Genomic DNA, 17,945 nt, shown 5'->3' on the forward strand with positions numbered 1-17,945 from the left:
GTTCGTTCTCACCTGCTTCCGCTCGCCGCCGGTAGATCCGGGCGGAAGCCATCCAGTGGCGGCACCACCGGTGGCCGCATGACGATTGGCACGGCGTCGGCCCCACGTGCAGAGGTCGCACGCCGCGAGAACACTTCGCTGAAGCTCAGCGCGATGATCAGAAGGCCGGAGGCGGGGCCGTAGTTCAAGACCGTGATCGTGAACAGGTTGACGATGAAGAGCAGCGTCAGCTTGTACACGTCAGTCGCACCGAATGTTGCCCGGAACACCATCACCATGAATGCGACGAAGGGAAGACCGAACATTAGGTACGTCCCGATGTAGAAATTGTCGACCGGCACCCAAAACGGCGCGAGCGGCGAGAACAGCTGCTGCGGATAGTTGAAGCATCCCGCGCCGCAGCCGGTCACCAGGCCGACCGGCATGAGCTGGCTCAGGTAGATGAACGGCTTCTGCCAACTGTTGTTGATGCGATCGAGGATGCTGAACAAGGTCGAATGCGGCACGGCGGCGGTGCCGGACGCGACCACGATCATGAAGAACGGCACGAAGATCGAGGCGAAAGACCATTGCGCGATGGACCGGATGGCGGGGAAGCGTGACTTTTCCGGCAGCATCCGCACGAACACCAGCAAGAGCAAATAGAGCACCAGGACGATCATGGTCGTCTTGCTCGTGGTCAGCTTGATGGCATAGATCGCGATGGAGCCGAACAGGAGGCACCACGTCGTGCTCTTGCGAATGGAGGTGATCGCGAACGACACCAGGATAAAGAAGGCGGCCATGGTATTGTCGGCCGCAAAGCCCATCAGGCGCTGGTCGTCGCCGCCATAGGCCCACCAAAGCCGGCCGGCTTCGCGGACGGCGCCGAAGGATTCGTATTTGTAGCCGACCCAAGGCATCAGGTAGAATTTCGTCAGGAAGACGCCGATCACGGACAGGTAGAACGTCACGGCGATCACCGAAAGCAGCTTGCGGTATGAGCCGAGGCTCGAATCGCAGAAACAAAATCCGACGAAGACCGGCAACATCATCTTGAAGGACGAGATCGCTGCGTTCGTCGTCCCCAGCATGAAATAGCCGAGCACGAGCGACAGCATGATCTGCACGAGCACCAGCAGGGCCAGGGTGCTACGATTACGCAGGATGCAATGGATGAAGAACTGGGCCAGACACAGAAGCGCAACGGCGTCGGGCAGATACCACAGCGGATTCAAGTGGTAGATGCTGGTGTAGTAGCGGATGACGCCGCCGAAGGCGTCGCGGATCAGATAGACGCCGAGCGCGATCGCCTCGATATTGAGGCTGATCAGCGTCATTTTCGGCCGGTTCAGCGCGAGGATGGTCATGTCCGGCTCAGTTGGTCGGCCGCGCCGATGGCGCCGGAGAAGCGGAGAAATCGGTCCGGCTGCCCAGAGCGTTCCGCATCCACCTGCCGCCGGGAATCTCGACGTAGCGATAAGTGAAGTGCGAAACCACGAGCACGGCGGCTAGCGAGACCACGAGATTCAGCGTGGCCGGCAGGCCTGCCCAGACCGAATCGAGAGCGGCGATCCGCCCGGCCCCGAGCGCCCGCACGAAATACTCGGACAGCAGCACCACGAGCGCGTGCACCATGTAGATCGAATAGGAGCGGCGTCCGAGCCAGACCAGCGGCCCCGCCACCAGCATCCGCGGAACGAGAATCGCATCGGGAAAGGCGAGCAGGCTGCCGAGGAAGATCGCAAACGTCACCGGCGCGAGGAAGGTCGCAGCGGGATTCGTTTCCGCCAAGCTCACCAGGACAACGCTGGCGATCATGGCGGCGAGCTGCACCAGGCCCTGGACGGCCGGGCCCGGCTTGGCCGGCAGGCGATCGACGATCCGCACCGTCAACACGCCCAGAAAGAAGCTCACGAAGCAGCGCAGAATGCCGAAATCGGTCTGAAGCCCGAGGCTTCTCTTATCGAGCACGAAGATGATGACGACGAGGCTAGCCACCGCGACCAGGCCGCAGAGAACGTAGAACCACAGCAGGGAGCGCATGCGCTGGGCAAACAGGACGATCAGGCCAAACACCAGATATGTGTAGAACTCGACGCTGATGCTCCAGCTCGGCGCATTCCAGCTGAGATAGTCGATGAAGCCCATCGAGTGCAGCAGAAAGACGTTGAGCACGAACGAATAGGCGTTGTTCACCTCGAAGGCCGCCGGCGCGGCCACGACGACGCCTGCCATGACCAGGCTGATGCGCAGGAGGCGAAACAACAGATTGGCAACCAGCATGACGATATGCAGCGGATAGACCCGCGCCAGGCGCCGCACCATGAATTCGCGTAGCGAGAAGCGTCCGAAGTCGCTCTCGACGTAGCTGAGCGACATGACGATCCCGCTGAGAACAAAGAACAAGTCGACCAGCAGCCAAGCGCTTCGGAAGAACGAGCAATTGATCCACGCATTGTGCGGAAACGCAGCGAGGAATGTCGGCATCAGCAGGAGATGGTGAATCACCACCGACGTCGCGGCGATCCCCCGAATGCTGTCGAGCGGCAGGACATGTGCCTTCTCACGATGAACCAACTCCGTCACATCAACATTCCATAGCTGTTGCACCGCAGCAGTGTGTATCAGGTCTCGCGCATGTTCAATCGCCGCGATCCCACGACTCGCAAGCGATGCATGACGACCGACGATACTTTCAATGCTCGCAGATCATTCGGACATGCGAGCGCCAACTTCACGCCACTTTTTGTTTGAGACGCCGCGTGCTTCGGGCGCAAATTTCATCAGCCGTGATGATTGCGAGTATTTGCGTGGAAAGTGTGCGCGAAATTCGGCGCTGATGCGATGAAGAGCGGCGCGTATGAGATTGATCCGTCTGAGCATGGATGCGGCAACGAAAAATTTTTTATGCGAGGGAACAATAGTCGCGCGCTTCGACTTGTGTCGGTCTTGCGACGTGGCGGCCTGCGAGTGCCTGATATGTTTTCAAGTTGCAACATTCGTGAGCGAGATATGCCGATCTCGCAGGCATTGTAAATCGTGCTTTTGCAACCGGCGCAAATTCGAGCAACGTTGTGCGCATGGACGTTCGCGCTCCAGCTTTTGCGCCGCACAAAAAGATGACACAGTTACCTGCCAAGTTTCGCCTGTTCTCCAATTGCAACAGAAGCAAGGAACACGGATGGGCCGCGGACTAACACGTCGTCATGCACAACCGCGATGGCTACCGACTGTCTTGATAGGTTCTGCGCTGATCGTCTCGAGCGCCGATGCTTGCCGCGCTCAGTGCGTCGAATTTTCGGACCGCGCCTCGCAACTGGAACTCGACACCTTCGTGAAGTCGCCCTCCTCGCTTCTGGAGCGACTGCGCAATGACAAGGAAAAGTTGCGGTACCGGCTCGCGACGCTGATTGCGACCAATCCGTCTTTGCTGCCGTCGGTGCAGACGCTTATTTCGGCATCGGCTTCGAGCGATCGTTCGGCCATCGGCGCCGCGTTGCGGATCGCCGAAGGGCGGTGCACGACGACGAAGCCGGATGCCGCGCGCAAGATCAGGGATTTCGCGCAGCGGATCGGCGATCTCAACGTGCAGTCCGGTTATGCCGCCGCGGGTGAAGACAATTCCGGCGTCCAGGCGCAATCGCAGATCAAAGGCCCGGCCCAACCGCCCCGAGGCGGCGGCCTGCTCGACGGCGAGTGGAAGACCAAGCTGGCCAATCCATTCAAGCCCGTCCCCCTTCCGAATTGATCGATGATCACCAAAGGCAGCGAATTAGCACATGTACCAGCCTAGAGAACATTTCCAGTCGGGACACCGATTCGGCATCGAATTCGGCGGGGCAGTCCTCAGCTTCGAGCGTGTGGCCGATGTGCTCCGCCGCCAGTGGCCGATCATCGCGGCGTGTGTCGGAGCTTCGCTGGCCCTGGTAATGCTGTATCTGGTCACGGCGCAACCCATGTATACGGCGAACGCCCGCATCATGATGGACACGCGCCAGGCGCAGGTGCTGGACAAGGACAGCAACGCCAGCAGCGCCCTGATCGACACCGGTTATGTCGACAGCCAGGTCGAAGTCATCAACTCGGACGATCTGATCCTGTCCGTCGTCCGTCGCCTGAAGCTGACGGAGGATCCGGAGTTCAACGGCTCCAATCCGGGCCTTCTCTCCCTGATCATGGGCAAGATCACCTCGCTGTTCGGCTCCGGCGAGCCGGCGTCACAGGAGCGAATCGAACATGCCATGGTCGAGCAGGTTCAGAAGAACCTGCGGACGGAGCGCGTGCTGACGACCTATGTTCTATCGCTGAACTATCGCGCGCGGAGCCCGGACAAGGCCGCCAAGATCGCCAACGCCATCGCCAATGCCTACCTGGTCGGCGCTCTCGAGGCCAAATATCAATCCACCAAGCGGGCCACCGAATGGCTTCAGCAGCGCAGCATCGAGCTGAGCGAGCAGGCGTCGGCCAGCGATCGCGCCGTGCAGACCTTCAAGGCCGAGCACAACATCGTCGGAACCAGCCGCGGCCTGATGTCCGAGCAGCAATTGTCGGACCTCAACACCCAGCTGGTTCAAGCGCGGGCGTCGACGGCCGAAGCCAAGGCCCGGCTCGACCGGATCACCGCGATTTCGGACCAGGACGTCGCACAATCGACGGTGACCGATGCTCTCAACAATTCGGTCATCACCCGCTTGCGCGCCCAATATCTCGACCTCCAGGCCCAATATGCCGACTGGTCCAGGCGCTACGGCAAGGGCCATCTTGCGGCGGTGAACCTGGCCAACAAGATGGAGGAGCTGCGCAAGAACATCGCCGATGAGCTGCATCGGATCGGCGACGCCTATCGCAGCGACTATGAGATCGCAAAGAGCCGCGAGGCCTCGCTCGAGAAGAACGTGAAGGAGCTCGTCGCCCAGGCCGGCGATACCGGCCAGGCCGCAGTCAAGCTGCGCGATCTCGAAAGCGCCGCCGACACTTATCGCAATCTCTACAACAATTTCCTCGAGAAGCTGCAGAGCGCGACGCAGAATCAGAGCTTCCCGCTGAGCGAATCGCGCCTCATCAGCACCGCCACCAACCCCGATCGCAAGAGCTCGCCGCGCACGGTCCTCGCGCTGGTGGGGGGCCTCGTCGGCGGCCTCTGTCTCGGCTTCGGCGTCGCCTTTGCACGCGAGCTGCTGAGCGACGTGCTGCGAACCCCCGGCGAGGTCGAGGACGAGCTCGGCGTGAAGTGCCTCGGCGTCCTGCCCGATATCGGTCCGGCCACGAAGACCGGCGCATCCGATGTGTCTCGCTACGTCGTCGACCATCCGTTCTCGCGGTTCGCCGAGACGCTGCGCAATATCAAGGTGTCGATCGATGTCGCGCGCCTGACCCGCGAGATCAAGGTGATCGGCATCGTCTCTTCCCTTCCCAAGGAAGGAAAGACGACCGTCGCCGCGAATTTCGCGCAATTGATCGCGCTCACGGGCCATCGCACGGTTCTGATCGACGGCGACCTGCACACGCGCTCGCTGACGCGGGAGCTCGCGCCCAACGCCAAGAGCGGGCTCGTGGAGGCACTCAACGACCCCGCGAGCCTCGGCTACCACGTGCAGCGGAGCAAGGAGACGGGACTGGATTTCCTCCCCTCCGTCGTGGCGTCCCGCATGGTGAATTCCGCCGACGTCATCGGCTCGAAGGCGATGGCCGAGCTGCTCAAGGTGCTGAGGGAGCACTACGAGTATATCGTGATCGATCTCGCCCCGGTGATGCCGGTGGCGGACTCCAAGGCCGTCAGCCTCCTGATCGACGCCATGGTCTACGTCATCGAATGGGGGCAGACGACGCGAAGCGCGCTACAGGAGTCGGTTTCCGGGTCGGAGGTCCTGCAGAAGAAGCTGCTCGGCGCCGTGCTCAACCGCGCCAATCCGAAGATGCTCAAGCGCATCGAGGCCTACAAGGGCAAGCACCACAACAGCTATTACGTCGAGCACGCCTAGAGCGAGGTCCAGCCGAACTGAGCGATCTTAAGGCCCGCAGCCATCTGGCAGCGGGCCTTATTCGTGCTTGGCGGTCGCTTGAATGGCATCGCGTGCGCCCTCGCACACGGACCGGAGATGCGGCAAGCGCGCCGGACCTGCGCGCGAGTCCGTATTCGTCCGGAATCCACAACTTGCAGTTATTGCTCTAGCCAAAAGCAAGGATTGACGGGTACGGTGGTCGCCGGAACAATGCGCCGAGGGACAATCATCCGTCGATAAGACGAGACAATCCGAGCTTGATGCCTGAAAATGCCGAAACTTTAGGCATCTTTCTTTCTCGGTTCCCCGAGGCTAATCTCGGCTCATACTCGCAGTTCTTTTCCGGTAGGCTCGGATGCTGATCGTCCTGACGATTTTGACTATTTGGGTTCTGCTCAACATTCTATTCGTGTTGATCGTGGTCCCTCCACGCAAGCCGCTCCGCCAACCCATGGCGACGACGCTCTCACCCGCGCCCATCGACCCGAGCCGGCGCCAGATCGAGCAGGACGAGCCTTTCTCGATCCGCCACGTCATCGTCTCCGTCGCGATGGGCGCCTTCTTCGTGCTCGTGCCGCCGCTGCTCGCCCTGCGCGATGCGATCATGCGGCTCCTCGGCAAGCCCCCGCAGAATAAAACCTGAGGCCCCCGGGGCCGGAGGCAGGCCATTCAGAGATTGAGCGACTAATAGGCTTCCTGGAACATCACTGCGGACGCTGTGCGGGCCATGATCTTCAGGTCGAGCCAGATGCTCCAGTTGCTGACGTACCAGACGTCGTACTCGACCCGCTTTTCCATCAGATCGATCGTGGGCGTTTCGCCCCTGAATCCGTTCACCTGAGCCCAGCCGGTCAGGCCCGGCTTCATGTGATGGCGGTAGACATACTTGCTGATGAGCTCGTCGTAGTAATTGTCATGGGCGAGCGCGTGCGGACGCGGTCCCACCAGCGACATGTCCCCCCGCAGCACGTTCCAGAGCTGCGGCAGCTCGTCAATGCTGGTCATGCGCAGGAAGCGGCCGATCTTGGTGACGCGAGCATCCTTCTTGGTCGCCTGGGTTACCGTCTCGCCATTCTCGGAGACCGTCATGGTGCGGAACTTCCAGATCTCGAATGGCTTGCCGTTGAAGCCGCGGCGCGACTGCCGGAATATGACGGTTCCCGGCGAATCCAGCTTGATCAGCACGGCCACGGTCAGCAGCAGCGGCGTCAGCAGCACGAGCGCGAACAGAGCGACGCCGACATCGAGACAGCGCTTTTGCAGCCGTTCGAGAATGGTGAGCGGCGGCCGCTGGATCTCGACCGCGACGGTGCCGCTGACCGGCAAAAAGGGACGGGTCACCAGGTCGGCAACCGAATCGTCCGGCAGCAGGCGAATGGGCTGCGGGACGGCGCGCAAATATGGCCCGAGCTTGCGCAGCATCGGCAATTCGTTCCAGTCGATCGCGAGCAGATATTCGTCGACATCGGCCGCGCGCGACTGACGGATGACGTCGCGAATCTGCCGCTCCCATTGGCCATCATCCCGGTCATCTCCCAGCACGAAATGGCGCATGACGTCGAAGCCGTTCCTGCGCAAATCCTTGAAGCGGCTCGAGGTGAAGTCGAGCGGCTTCAGGCTGAGCAGGATCACCTTGCGATCGACCAGGCGGCTTCTCGCAAAGCTCGTGCCGAACACGGCCTGCCAGACGAAGCGCAGGCTGATCAAGCCGAGCCCGCCGATCACGGCGAAGACGATCACGGTGCCGCGCGACAGATTGTCCGTCGACTTCAGCAGGAAGGCCGCAACAGCAAGGATCGTGAGCGACGTCAGCCAGATAAACGCCGCCATTCGAAGCTGCCAAAGCAGATTGAGCAGGCGGTGCGTGGAATAGACGTCCCGGAAATAGGCGATTCCGACGAACACCACGCCGACGAACAATCCGGCTCCCACCGATGCACCGTCAGGGGGCGACGCGACCGCCACACCATACAGCGAAGCCCCCGCTGCGTAACTCAGCAGAATCAACAGAAAGTCAGCAGCGATGACGACGATCTGAAAGGGCCTCTGAAGCGCACTGCCGCGCGCAGATGACAGCGCATGCGCGCTTTCAGAACCATAAGTTGCAACAGCCATTCGAACCTCTGCGTATCGAGAGAGTGCCTGACGCTCATCGTGATGCTGAAGACTCGTCAATCCCCCGCACCGAAAGTGTTGTTCGATCGCAGCGACATTGTGGCGCTGCACGCGAAACTTTTGCGGCGCACGAACGATGCGTCGCGTTGAGATGCGTCGCGAAATTCGACGCGCTGAAAATGTCGTCACAGTGCTGACATATGAGCGAACGGACTGCCCTATTTTGAATCAAGTTCCGCATTGGACGCGACGCAATCGTTGCACGAACCGCTCTTCGCTCAACTTTGAGGCGCTGCTTTGCTGCCGCCGAACGCAACATCGGATCACTTGCGAGAATTTCCAGGGATTTCTATCTGCGGGTGTATGCGAGAATCTGCCACGAGTCATGCAGACTTGCCGCACGCTTCGAGGCAGCGATGCAATTCCTACGGAGCCCTCTCGTTCCTGACACCATCAAAAACAACTCGGCAAAAAATGCCGTGCCCTTCTTTTGGCGTGATCGGGACGGACAACAGGTTGCGCCCCCATGGAACTCGCCTTGTTCGCGTTGGATGGACGCTCTCCGGTGCCGGCGACTTGGGGATGTTTTTCCGACCACCCGATCGATGAGCGCCATGAAATCTTTCGCGCGATCCCAGCCGTCGCTTCCCAAACCGCAATTGCCGGACGGCGTCCGCATCTATGCGATCTCGGATATTCACGGCTGCGCGCATTTGCTCGAGCCCATGCTGCGGGTGATCGACGCCGACGTTGCGCGCAGCCAGCCGCGCTATGCTATCGAAGTCTTCATGGGCGATTACATCGATCGCGGCCCGGATACGCGTTCCACCCTCGACATCCTGGTCGAGCGGAGTCGCCGGGGAAATGCGGTCTTCCTCAAGGGCAACCACGAGGCCTTTCTGGTGAGGGTGTTCGAAGACCCTTCACTGTTCGAGGACTGGATTGCCTTCGGCGGCACCCAGACATTGATGTCCTACGGGCTTGCTCCGCCCGATCTCAAGCGCGACGAGCCGGCATCGATCCTGCGTGACTTGATTCGCGCGATGCCGACCGAGCATCTGGAATTTCTGGACAATCTGCGGTTGAGCTTCAGTTGCGGAGACTTCTTTTTCGTCCACGCCGGCGTACGTCCGGGCGTCCCGTTGGCCGAGCAGACCGAGCGCGATCTGCTCTGGATTCGCGAGGAATTCCTGCGGAGCGAGGAGCAGTTCGGCAAATATATCGTCCACGGTCATACGCCGGTCCGCAGCGCCGAATTGCTGGCCAACCGCGCCAATATCGACACCGGCGCCTATGCGACCGGCAACCTCACCCTGATGAGCATCCAGGGAAGCCGCATGCTCGCGGTGTGATGAGTTTCAGCCTCCTGCCCCCCGACGCGCGAGAGGGTCTCAAGGATGGAATGGACGCTCGCGGTTTCTAGTTGAGCAGCGGCGACTGCGCCGGCCGCACACGCGTCTGGGCCATCCAGTCATTCCAGGCGCGTTCGTGCTTGACGTAGAGCTCCACCCAGCGTTCGCCATGCCTGGCCTCGCGGACGCGCGCCGCCTCGCCGAGCATGCCGGCACCGGCACGAGTGTCCGGCTTGTCCAGCGCCTCGAACTCGATCGTTTCCGATATCGTGAGACCAACGAGCACGCGCTGTCCGGCGCCGTCCACGATATAGCGTCGCGGCGCATCGTTCTTGGGCTCACTCATGTCTTCATGTCCCATCGGTTCGGTGTGACGCTGGATGCAGCCGTGGCATGGGACGATGCCTAGAAGGCTCGCCGGGCATGGCCGAACGTAGAGGTCGGAGCGGGCCGCGACGCCCGGCGCGAGGCGCCGCTGGATGAGTTCACAGCTCTTCGTTCGACGCGCCACGCGCGCAACGCGTATCCGAAAATGAGGCCAGCGCCGAAAATGAAAGCCGAGACAAACGTAGAAGTCATGGGAGCGTCCTGGATCGTGCGCCTCCTATGAAGAGTGAGCAGTGTGTCGACATCATGGTTCAAGAGGATTCACGGGCGCCGAAAAAATGTTCAAGGTTCGGCCTGCTTTGCATGCATGCCGCGCGCGTGCCAAAGCGGCCGACCTCTGCCCGATCTCGTCTCGGCCGGTGGTGATCATCGAACACTCTATATATGGCGACCACAATCTTGGAGACGTTCTCGTAGCGATGCACCCAGGCCCGTCGCGGTCGAGCCGACGCGCGCCGGCGAGACCATGCGCCCCTGCAACTGGAAATTCGGCGTCAGCCGGTGAGCCCATACCCTTGCAACCATCCGGAACCCGTCGCATTATTGCACATCGCATTTCATGAGGGATTCAATCCAATGAACTTCCGCGCCGTTGTTTCGTCCATTGCCCTGTCTGCTCTCGGCCTCACCCTGGCGACATCCGTCACCTCAGCCGCCGAGCTCGCGCTTGCCCGGTCACACCGGGCTGCCGCCGTCCAAGGCGGACTTGTGTTCTGGGACGACGTCTACCCGCCCGCGATCTATGGCCCGCAGCTGCGCTCCGTGGAGGAGGTCGCGGCCATGAAGGCGCAGGCGCGGCCGGTGTCGCAGCGCTGGTGGGGGTATTGGTACGTGCGCTGACGCGTCGAACCGTTTAGCCAACAGACCGCCGCGTGCACTTCCGAACCGCCGCACGTCTTGTCCTGAGACCAGGGGTGGCGGTTTTCGTTTTAGCGGTGCAACGCCGATGGGCTGAGGGGGCTCGCCAGCGGGAAATAACAGGGCAAATGCTCAAATACAGTCGGCCAACCGCTGGCCCCAGGCGCTGAACGACTTGAAATACTTGATCGATCCAGCCGATTTCCCGCGCAGAATCTCGCGGGAATTCGTTTTTCAATCGCGGCAAATCGACCTGCGCTCAGGGAAGAACGGCACGACGTGAACCCTCACGGCTGCAGCGCTTGATTATGTTTGACGATCGCGCAATTCGCTCCTAAATACAGGGTAGCGGCCTGCTCAAAAGCTGGCCGTCATGCCCCAGAAACCCCGGCAGACATAACAGAATGCGTAACGTGGCAATCAACCGCGTCACGGCATGCTTTTGCCCTGGGCGCTTCAACTCAGGACGGAGGTCATGATCCGCGGCGCTGACGCTGGAGCAAAATCGTGCCTGTCAGGTGCAAGGCCGAGCAAGGCCTCAAATCGACGAGCTACAAGGTGGGGTACAAAAAGCCCCCTCTAGAGACGCGTTTTGGTGCAGAGCGCCAGCCCGCGCGGAACAGACGGCGAGCCGCAGCGCATGTCGCGCCGGATCTTGCCGCTTTGCTCGATGAACCCTTGCAGGTCAAAAGCCGGGGCAGGAAGGTCAAGATGCACCTTCATGAGGCCACCCTGCACGGCCTCTTCAAGCGCGTCCTCAAGGGCGAGATCGGGGCTATCAAGCAATTTCTGCAGTACTGCCGCGGCGCAGGCCTGCTCGAGCGGTCTGCCCTTGCATCCTCCGGCCTTGTTATCGAAGCGCCCCAGGACGTACCGCTGGAGCTCGCAGGGCTTCTGATCCGCGAGGTCGGGCCCCCGCCATGGAACGAGGAAGTCTACCAAGACTATCGAGCCGTCTATGACGAGGAATGCGCAAAGATCGCAACGCTCAAACAGGAAGCTCTCAAGAGGGCAAGGTCCGATGGCAAAGAAGTCTTTTGACGGCGCGTCAGCACACGGCCGAGCGCCGCCACCCGCCGACAAGCGCTTTGTCAAGGGCGTATCCGGCAATCCGCGGGGCCGGCCGCGCGGCGCGGTAAGCTTGGACGCCATGACCCGCAAATTCGCGCTGCGCCGAGACGGCATCTTAATCGGTGGCAAGAAGCAACGGCTTTCGCGGCTGGAAATCGCCTTGCAAGTCCTAAGAGCGCAGGCCGCGGACGGAAAGCCTACGGCCATCCGCCTTGTCGATGAGCTCCGGGCGCATGTTTCGGCCGAACGACCGGAGCAACCAGGACGCGGCCTGCTGCTGGTGCCCGCCCCGCTGGAGCTAGAGGACTATATCGCCCAAGAGCAGGCGCGCAGCAAAGATGCTCCGATGCCCAGCGCTGCGATCGATCTCCGGGCGGAAGAGTTTCTTAAAGCCCTCAATGGCGAGGCCAGCGAATACGGAGCTGCCCTTCTTGCGTTTCACCGCAAGTACAACCCCTAGCCCCAAGCCCGGCAATCGATCATGGACGAGCCAAACGAACCGACGCTCTATGACCTCTTCGACGAGACCACCTTCCGATATTGGGAATTGCAGCTGCAGCAGGGCCGCGAGCCCACTCCCGAGCAACTCGCCCGGTTGATGGAGGTAAACCCCGACCATCCGGTCCCTCCTTGGTTGCAGCCGATCCTCATCAAGGCTCTGCGGGGCGAACTGAAGGGCAGGCTCGGCCGCCCACCGCGCAATGCAGACCAGCAAACGCGCCTTTGGCTGGCCAAGGCTGACTATCACTGGAGGCTTCAAGAGCTGCGACAAGCCGAAACTGCGGAACGCGCGCAAGCCTCCCCGACCAGGGCGGCGAAGGGACGCCTCCACACACCGGCGCATGAGCGAGTCGCCGGCGACGTCATCCAGCGCTGGGGCCTCTCGATCGGCGTAAGGGCTTTCCTCAACGAAATCGGTTCACGAAAATAGCGCCGATTTATTCTGAATGAACCCGGCTCAGCGCGCCGATAGGTCCTCCTTGTTCAACCCAACAAGGAGCTTCACATGGAAGACCGATCGCAACGACACCAACTCGCCATCGTCTACAAGGACACCGGAATCCTCAATCCCCGCGCCAACAACCCGCGCACCCACTCGAAAAAGCAAATCGAGCAGATCGCCAAAGCCATCCGGCAATTCGGCTTCACGAACCCGGTTCTGATCGATGAGGGCAACGGTGTCATCGCGGGCCACGGCCGCCTCGCCGCGGCGAAGCTGATCGGTATGGGCCAAGTCCCGACGCTCCGGCTTGCCGACATGAGCGAGGCAGAAATCCGCGCCTATGTCATCGCGGACAACAAGCTCGCCGAGAACGCCGGCTGGGACAAGCGCCTGTTGGGGCTCGAGCTGCAATATCTCTCGGAGATCGACATCGATCTCGACATCACGATTACAGGCTTTGAGATTCCCGAGATCGACTTGCTAATCGAGGCGGTAGGAGAAGACACGAGGACAAGCACCGATGCAGCTGATCAGCTGACCGAGCCCGCCTCCGGTCACGCCACCAGCCAGGTCGGAGACGTCTGGTGCATCGGTCAGCATCGCCTGATCTGCGGAGATTCGATCAAGGAGGAAACCTATCGTCGCTTGCTCGATGGCACGAAAGCCCAGATGGTGTTCTCCGATCCACCCTACAACGTGCCGATCGCAGGGCATGTGTCCGGCAACGGCGAGGTCGTACACCCGGAGTTCGCCATGGCCTCCGGCGAAATGTCGGATGCCGAATTCACCGGCTTTCTTGCCTCGGTGTTTCGCCATCTCGCGTGCCATTCCGTCAACGGCGCGATCCACTTCCAGTGCATTGATTGGCGGCATGTCCAACACATGCTGGCGGCCGCCGACAGTGTTTACAGCGAGCTGAAAAACCTCTGCGTTTGGGCCAAGAACAATGCAGGCATGGGCTCGTTCTACCGGTCGCAGCACGAACTCGTCTGCGTGTTCAAATCGGGCACGGCGCCGCATATCAACAACATCGATCTTGGTCGGTTCGGGCGCAACCGGACCAACGTCTGGAATTATGATGGCGTCAGCTCGTTCGGCGCGGGTCGCGCGGACCTGCAGTTGCATCCGACGGTCAAGCCCGTCGCTCTGGTCGAGGACGCAATCCGCGACTGCTCACGCCGCAAGGGCCTCATCCTCGATCCCTTTCTCGGCTCGGGCACAACGCTGATCGCGGCAGAGCGCACCGGCCGCATCGGCTACGGTATCGAAATCGATCCGCGCTACTGCGACGTTACGCTGCGGCGGCTTCAGGCCGTCTGCGGTCTAGGTGCGGTCCTGGAGGCCACCGGCGAGGCCTTCGAGGCGGTTGCGGCGCGGCGTCAACGCGAACAGCCTTGCGTCAGCGAGGCGGCCGAATAGCCGCCATGCGCTTGGCCGGTCCCCGCGCGGGGCCGGCCTGGCTGCTGCATCTAAACTAGAGAACGCGCTCGGCCACCCAGCCGAACAGGCCGGCTTCGACCGCCGCACTGGCGATCTTGTCCGCCGACCAGATGTGCACGTTGGCCATCGTCGCGCCCATCCGGATCGGCCGATTGGCGGAGTGATAGATGAAGAAAAAGGCACCGGCCCCCGCCTCCCTCTCAAACCGCTCGAGATAATCCTCAAACACCGCCTGCGTTGCGTGCGATTTGACCTGCACCCAGGCGGTATCGCCCGTCAGCGGTTGCCGCGCGATAAAATCGACGTCCGGTTGGGCTCCGCCAAGCGCGGTTTGGCGCCTATAGCCGCTGTGAGCAAAAATCAGATCGACCAAGGTCTCGAAATCCCGCCAATCCAACCGGCGGACCAGATCGGCAGCGGTCGTCGTCAGCTCTGCAAACAACTGATTGGCCTTGAGACGGAGCGGCTCATCCTCACCGCGAATTCGCCGCAGCAAATATCCGGCCTCTCGCACTTCACAGATGGTTCGCCGATAGCTAGCGATACTGCTTAAGGCCGAGCTGAAGCTGCGTTCCGTCAGCAGCCTGCCTGTGAGGCCGGTGTTGCGCCAAGCGGTCCGGACCGGGCGAAATCTTGGGGGCGCATCCGCATCGTCCTGGTCGCCTTCCAGAACCCCATCTTGTGCGAAGGTCCACCAGACATACCCATTGGCGATGGTGAACCACAGCGTCTCGGGCCCGAGCCTATAAAAATCCTTCAATTCGCGCTCGTCGTCTTTCAGGGCTCGCTCTTTCCGGCCCATTGCAATCAACTGCCGACGGACCTCGTCCCAATCGCCCCTGGCGCAGGCGTCGTGGCCGACCCCGCGGAAGTCGAGGGGAACGATGCCCCGCTTGAGGGCTTCAGCTGCCCATTTGCGGCCTGGACCAAGTTTGATGTAGCGCACCGCCCTCACCTTGAGCGGCGAAGCTCTCGCGACCTCTTCGTTCGATCCCGTCTGATTTGCCAATCCTGCTTTATTCATTCCGGACACCATCGGCTCACGCGAGCAATTGTTGCGGACTTCGCTCTGTCCGCGCCGGAAGTCGAGCGTGACCTAAGACGGATAACAGAACAGAGTTAATATTATCCTCTTTTGGGATAATCCCATTCCAGGATCAAATTATCTGCCGCCGAATCGCAAGCCCCGGCGGTGAATGGAAAAGTCCCTCAAATCCGCCGAATATGCCCGCCTGATCGCGCTCCTTGTTGCAACGCGCCATAAGGCTGGCATCCGCCAGCAGGCGCTCGCCAAGAAGCTGCGCAAGCCGCAATCCTTTGTCGCCAAATACGAGGGCGGCGAGCGGCGGTTGGATGTCGTTGAGTTCATCGCCATCGCGGAGGCACTTGAGGTCGATCCGCTGAAACTGTTACGGCGGTTTGTGCGGGAGAAGACGAACTAGCTGTCAAAAGCGGTCCGTAAGCCCCCCACTACCTGACTTATGATATCGGTTGGAGAGAAAGCGGACGTCCGCGTCGCACGGGCCGCGCATTATGAGGTTTTCGATTCACGCGGTGCGTGGGTCTCCAGATGGTCCATCAGCGAAGCGGAAGCTCATCTCGTTGAGGTCCGCTCAGTGGAGCATGGCGGACTAGATTTGCTCACGTTGAGTTATTCGCATTTTGACCCTGGCTGTGTGAAAAGCCGCGAGTCGGTTACGATTCCTCCGTTTCCTAATGGGGGGATACGGATGGGACGCTTCGTTGAAGGCGCGGACAGATCCCAGCTGACGCTCTTGCCGGAATGTCTGGAGGATTGGGTAGACGAGGGCAACGCGGTCCATGTGATCGACGTGTTTGTCGAGGCGCTCGACCTGCATGGAATGGGATTTGAGCGTGTGATCGCCAAGGAGACGGGCCGGCCTTCCTATCATCCGGCAGTCCTTCTGAAGCTTTACATCTACGGTTATCTCAATCGGGTGCAATCCAGTCGCCGCCTGGAACGTGAGGCGTGCCGCAATATCGAGGTGATGTGGCTGATCGGCCGCCTGGCTCCCGATCATAAGACGATCGCCGATTTCCGGAAGGACAATGGTGCGGCGCTTCGGAAGGTTTGTGCGAAGTTCGTTGCGCTATGCCGGCAAATGGGCCTGTTGCAGACCCCAAGCGTCGCAATCGATGGCAGCAAGTTCAAGGCAGTGAACAACCGCGATCGCAACTTCACACATGCCAAGATGGCGAGGCGGATGGCGCAGATCGAGGAAAGCGTCGGGCGATATCTGCGTCAACTGGATAGCGCCGATCGGCAGGAGCCATCGGAAGCGATCAGCATCAAGACAACGAGGATTAAGGAAAAGATCGCTCGACTGAAGCAGGAGATGGGCCGCCTGGAAGTGCTCGATGCGCAGATGCGCAAGACGCCGGATCAACAGATATCGCTGACCGATCCGGATGCCCGTTCGATGGCCACCAGTGGACGCGGATCGGGTGTCGTCGGCTACAATGTCCAGGTCGCGGTGGACACCGAACACCATCTGATTGTTACGCATGAGGTATAAACGTCGGCAATGACCGTGGGCAGCTTGCTCGGATGTCGAAGCAAGCCAAAGAAGTGCTCGAAGTGGACAAACTCGAGGCGGTCGCCGACCGTGGCTACTTCGACGGAGAGGAGATATTGGCCTGCAAAGAGGCTGGCGTTGCAGTCACGCTGCCCAAGCCCATGACGTCGAACGCCAAGGCGGAGGGTCGGTTCGGCAAACAGGACTTCGCCTATCTACCTGACGAGGACGTCTACCGCTGCCCGTCCGGCCAGGTGCTGCCCTATCGCTATACCAACATCGAGCATGGAATGACGCTGCGCCGTTACTGGTCGACAGCAGCGTGCCAAGGCTGCGCAATCAAGAGCCAATGTACGCCGTCCAAGGAGCGCCGCATCACACGCTGGGAGCATGAGCATGTGGTCGAGGAGGTCCAGAGAAGGCTCGATTCCGACCCCGACGCCATGCGGAGGCGGCGCGAGACGGTCGAGCATCCCTTCGGCACGATCAAGGCCCGTATGGGGGCGACCCACTTCCTGATGAAGCGCCTACGGAACGTCGCCGCCGAAATGGCGCTGCATGTTCTCGCCTATAACCTCACACGGGTGATGAACATCGTCGGCAAACCGCGCCTGATTGCAGCCATCCGCGCCGCCTGAAGCCCGGAAAGTGCGTCCAAAAGCGCAATACCGCGTCGCGATACCTACTTTGGCCGGTCATTGGACGATCCGACGCGAGAACATCGGCCGCCTGCAATGATTGGCGACCCACGGCCGCGTGCCGACCATCCGTTTGCACACAGCCAAGACCCAAAGCGGGCCTGCTGGCCTTCTTCATCTGCGCCTCGGTCATGTTTTGCTGCCACGCAGCGAGGTGCACCGGCTGTTTCCGAATTGGCCTAGTTTGATTTGGGGAGTGGCCAAATTTTACTTTCATCACAGACCGGAACGAGGCTTATATCTGTGATGAGAACGCCAGATAGCGCTCCCGCCTTCCTCTCATGGAAAGGAGCGCGCCATGATCAAACGGCGTCGTTTCAAACAATCCATCAGCCTTGCAGATCGTCTGACAGAGAACGTCGACCAGATGCGCAGGGAACTTGACGCGCTGCCGCCAGGACCAGAGCGCGACAATATGCTTCGGCGCATCAGGCAGAATGAAACTGCCTCGCAGATCGAAAAGTGGCTGGGATCGCCCGGTCTTCAGCCGCCAACCGAGCTAGCAGGGTTGGGCCGACCGACGCTCAAGGCTCCAGGCTCAAGATCGCCAGATCGTTAGA

At 60.9% G+C, this 17,945-nt stretch carries 16 protein-coding genes and 1 pseudogene; 12 read left to right on the forward strand and 5 right to left on the reverse strand.

Features of this window, described 5'->3' with window-relative positions:
• Positions 1–8: 8 nt before the first annotated feature.
• Positions 9–1,349: a hypothetical protein gene (locus N2602_RS30725; protein ID WP_260380395.1), complete on the reverse strand. Its 1,341-nt coding sequence runs from the start codon at positions 1,347–1,349 to the stop codon at positions 9–11.
• A gap of 7 nt (positions 1,350–1,356) precedes the next feature.
• Positions 1,357–2,568 carry an acyltransferase gene (locus tag N2602_RS30730; RefSeq protein WP_257187480.1) on the reverse strand — a complete coding sequence of 404 codons (1,212 nt, stop codon included), beginning with the start codon at positions 2,566–2,568 and terminating at the stop codon, positions 1,357–1,359.
• A gap of 571 nt (positions 2,569–3,139) precedes the next feature.
• On the opposite strand from N2602_RS30730, the gene N2602_RS30735 reads away from it, so the two are divergent.
• The 3 genes from N2602_RS30735 to N2602_RS30745 all read left to right on the forward strand — a co-directional run bounded on the left by N2602_RS30735 (position 3,140) and on the right by N2602_RS30745 (position 6,627).
• Positions 3,140–3,730 carry a hypothetical protein gene (locus N2602_RS30735; protein ID WP_260380396.1) on the forward strand — a complete coding sequence of 197 codons (591 nt, stop codon included), beginning with the start codon at positions 3,140–3,142 and terminating at the stop codon, positions 3,728–3,730.
• A 31-nt stretch (positions 3,731–3,761) separates the two neighbouring features.
• Positions 3,762–5,963, forward strand: coding sequence for a Wzz/FepE/Etk N-terminal domain-containing protein (locus tag N2602_RS30740; RefSeq protein WP_260380397.1), 2,202 nt, complete (start codon positions 3,762–3,764; stop codon positions 5,961–5,963).
• Between the two features lie 376 nt (positions 5,964–6,339).
• A complete protein-coding gene (locus N2602_RS30745) occupies positions 6,340–6,627 on the forward strand; it encodes a hypothetical protein (protein ID WP_172785799.1) in 288 nt (95 codons plus the stop codon).
• A 41-nt stretch (positions 6,628–6,668) separates the two neighbouring features.
• Here N2602_RS30745 and N2602_RS30750 read toward each other — a convergent pair whose 3' ends face one another.
• On the reverse strand, positions 6,669–8,099 hold the full coding sequence (locus N2602_RS30750; protein ID WP_260380398.1) for an undecaprenyl-phosphate glucose phosphotransferase: 1,431 nt from the start codon (positions 8,097–8,099) through the stop codon (positions 6,669–6,671).
• A 614-nt stretch (positions 8,100–8,713) separates the two neighbouring features.
• Between N2602_RS30750 and N2602_RS30755 the strand changes: the two genes are divergently transcribed.
• Positions 8,714–9,451, forward strand: coding sequence for a metallophosphoesterase (locus N2602_RS30755; protein WP_172785953.1), 738 nt, complete (start codon positions 8,714–8,716; stop codon positions 9,449–9,451).
• Positions 9,452–9,518: 67 nt separating this feature from the next.
• Here N2602_RS30755 and N2602_RS30760 read toward each other — a convergent pair whose 3' ends face one another.
• Complete coding sequence (locus N2602_RS30760; protein WP_172785797.1) at positions 9,519–9,797, reverse strand: hypothetical protein; 279 nt, start codon at positions 9,795–9,797, stop codon at positions 9,519–9,521.
• Positions 9,798–10,414: 617 nt separating this feature from the next.
• Here N2602_RS30760 and N2602_RS30765 point away from each other — a divergent pair.
• The 5 genes from N2602_RS30765 (at position 10,415) to N2602_RS30785 (ending at position 14,129) form a co-directional block, all read left to right on the forward strand.
• Positions 10,415–10,678 carry a hypothetical protein gene (locus tag N2602_RS30765; protein ID WP_260380399.1) on the forward strand — a complete coding sequence of 88 codons (264 nt, stop codon included), beginning with the start codon at positions 10,415–10,417 and terminating at the stop codon, positions 10,676–10,678.
• Positions 10,679–11,203: 525 nt separating this feature from the next.
• Positions 11,204–11,737: a hypothetical protein gene (locus N2602_RS30770; RefSeq protein ID WP_260380400.1), complete on the forward strand. Its 534-nt coding sequence runs from the start codon at positions 11,204–11,206 to the stop codon at positions 11,735–11,737.
• The gene (locus tag N2602_RS30775) at positions 11,718–12,227 is read left to right on the forward strand and encodes a DUF5681 domain-containing protein (RefSeq protein ID WP_260380401.1); all 510 of its coding nucleotides are present in this window, start codon (positions 11,718–11,720) and stop codon (positions 12,225–12,227) included. Before N2602_RS30770 ends, N2602_RS30775 begins: the two co-directional genes overlap by 20 nt.
• A gap of 21 nt (positions 12,228–12,248) precedes the next feature.
• Positions 12,249–12,698, forward strand: a complete 450-nt coding sequence (locus N2602_RS30780; protein WP_260380402.1) for a hypothetical protein — start codon at positions 12,249–12,251, stop codon at positions 12,696–12,698.
• 75 nt (positions 12,699–12,773) lie between these two features.
• On the forward strand, positions 12,774–14,129 hold the full coding sequence (locus N2602_RS30785) for a DNA methyltransferase (protein WP_260380403.1): 1,356 nt from the start codon (positions 12,774–12,776) through the stop codon (positions 14,127–14,129).
• A 55-nt stretch (positions 14,130–14,184) separates the two neighbouring features.
• Here the strand turns inward: N2602_RS30785 and N2602_RS30790 are convergent, their stop codons facing one another.
• Positions 14,185–15,174, reverse strand: coding sequence for a restriction endonuclease (locus tag N2602_RS30790; protein WP_260380404.1), 990 nt, complete (start codon positions 15,172–15,174; stop codon positions 14,185–14,187).
• A 172-nt stretch (positions 15,175–15,346) separates the two neighbouring features.
• Here N2602_RS30790 and N2602_RS30795 point away from each other — a divergent pair, with 172 nt between their 5' ends.
• The 3 genes and pseudogenes from N2602_RS30795 to N2602_RS30805 all read left to right on the forward strand — a co-directional run bounded on the left by N2602_RS30795 (position 15,347) and on the right by N2602_RS30805 (position 17,944).
• Positions 15,347–15,592, forward strand: coding sequence for a helix-turn-helix domain-containing protein (locus N2602_RS30795; RefSeq protein WP_260380405.1), 246 nt, complete (start codon positions 15,347–15,349; stop codon positions 15,590–15,592).
• 288 nt (positions 15,593–15,880) lie between these two features.
• A pseudogene (locus N2602_RS30800) lies at positions 15,881–17,325 on the forward strand (IS1182 family transposase).
• A gap of 358 nt (positions 17,326–17,683) precedes the next feature.
• The gene (locus N2602_RS30805) at positions 17,684–17,944 is read left to right on the forward strand and encodes a hypothetical protein (RefSeq protein WP_260380406.1); all 261 of its coding nucleotides are present in this window, start codon (positions 17,684–17,686) and stop codon (positions 17,942–17,944) included.
• Position 17,945: the final 1 nt, after the last annotated feature.

This window comes from Bradyrhizobium sp. NC92, from assembly GCF_025200865.1.
GTDB lineage: Bacteria > Pseudomonadota > Alphaproteobacteria > Rhizobiales > Xanthobacteraceae > Bradyrhizobium.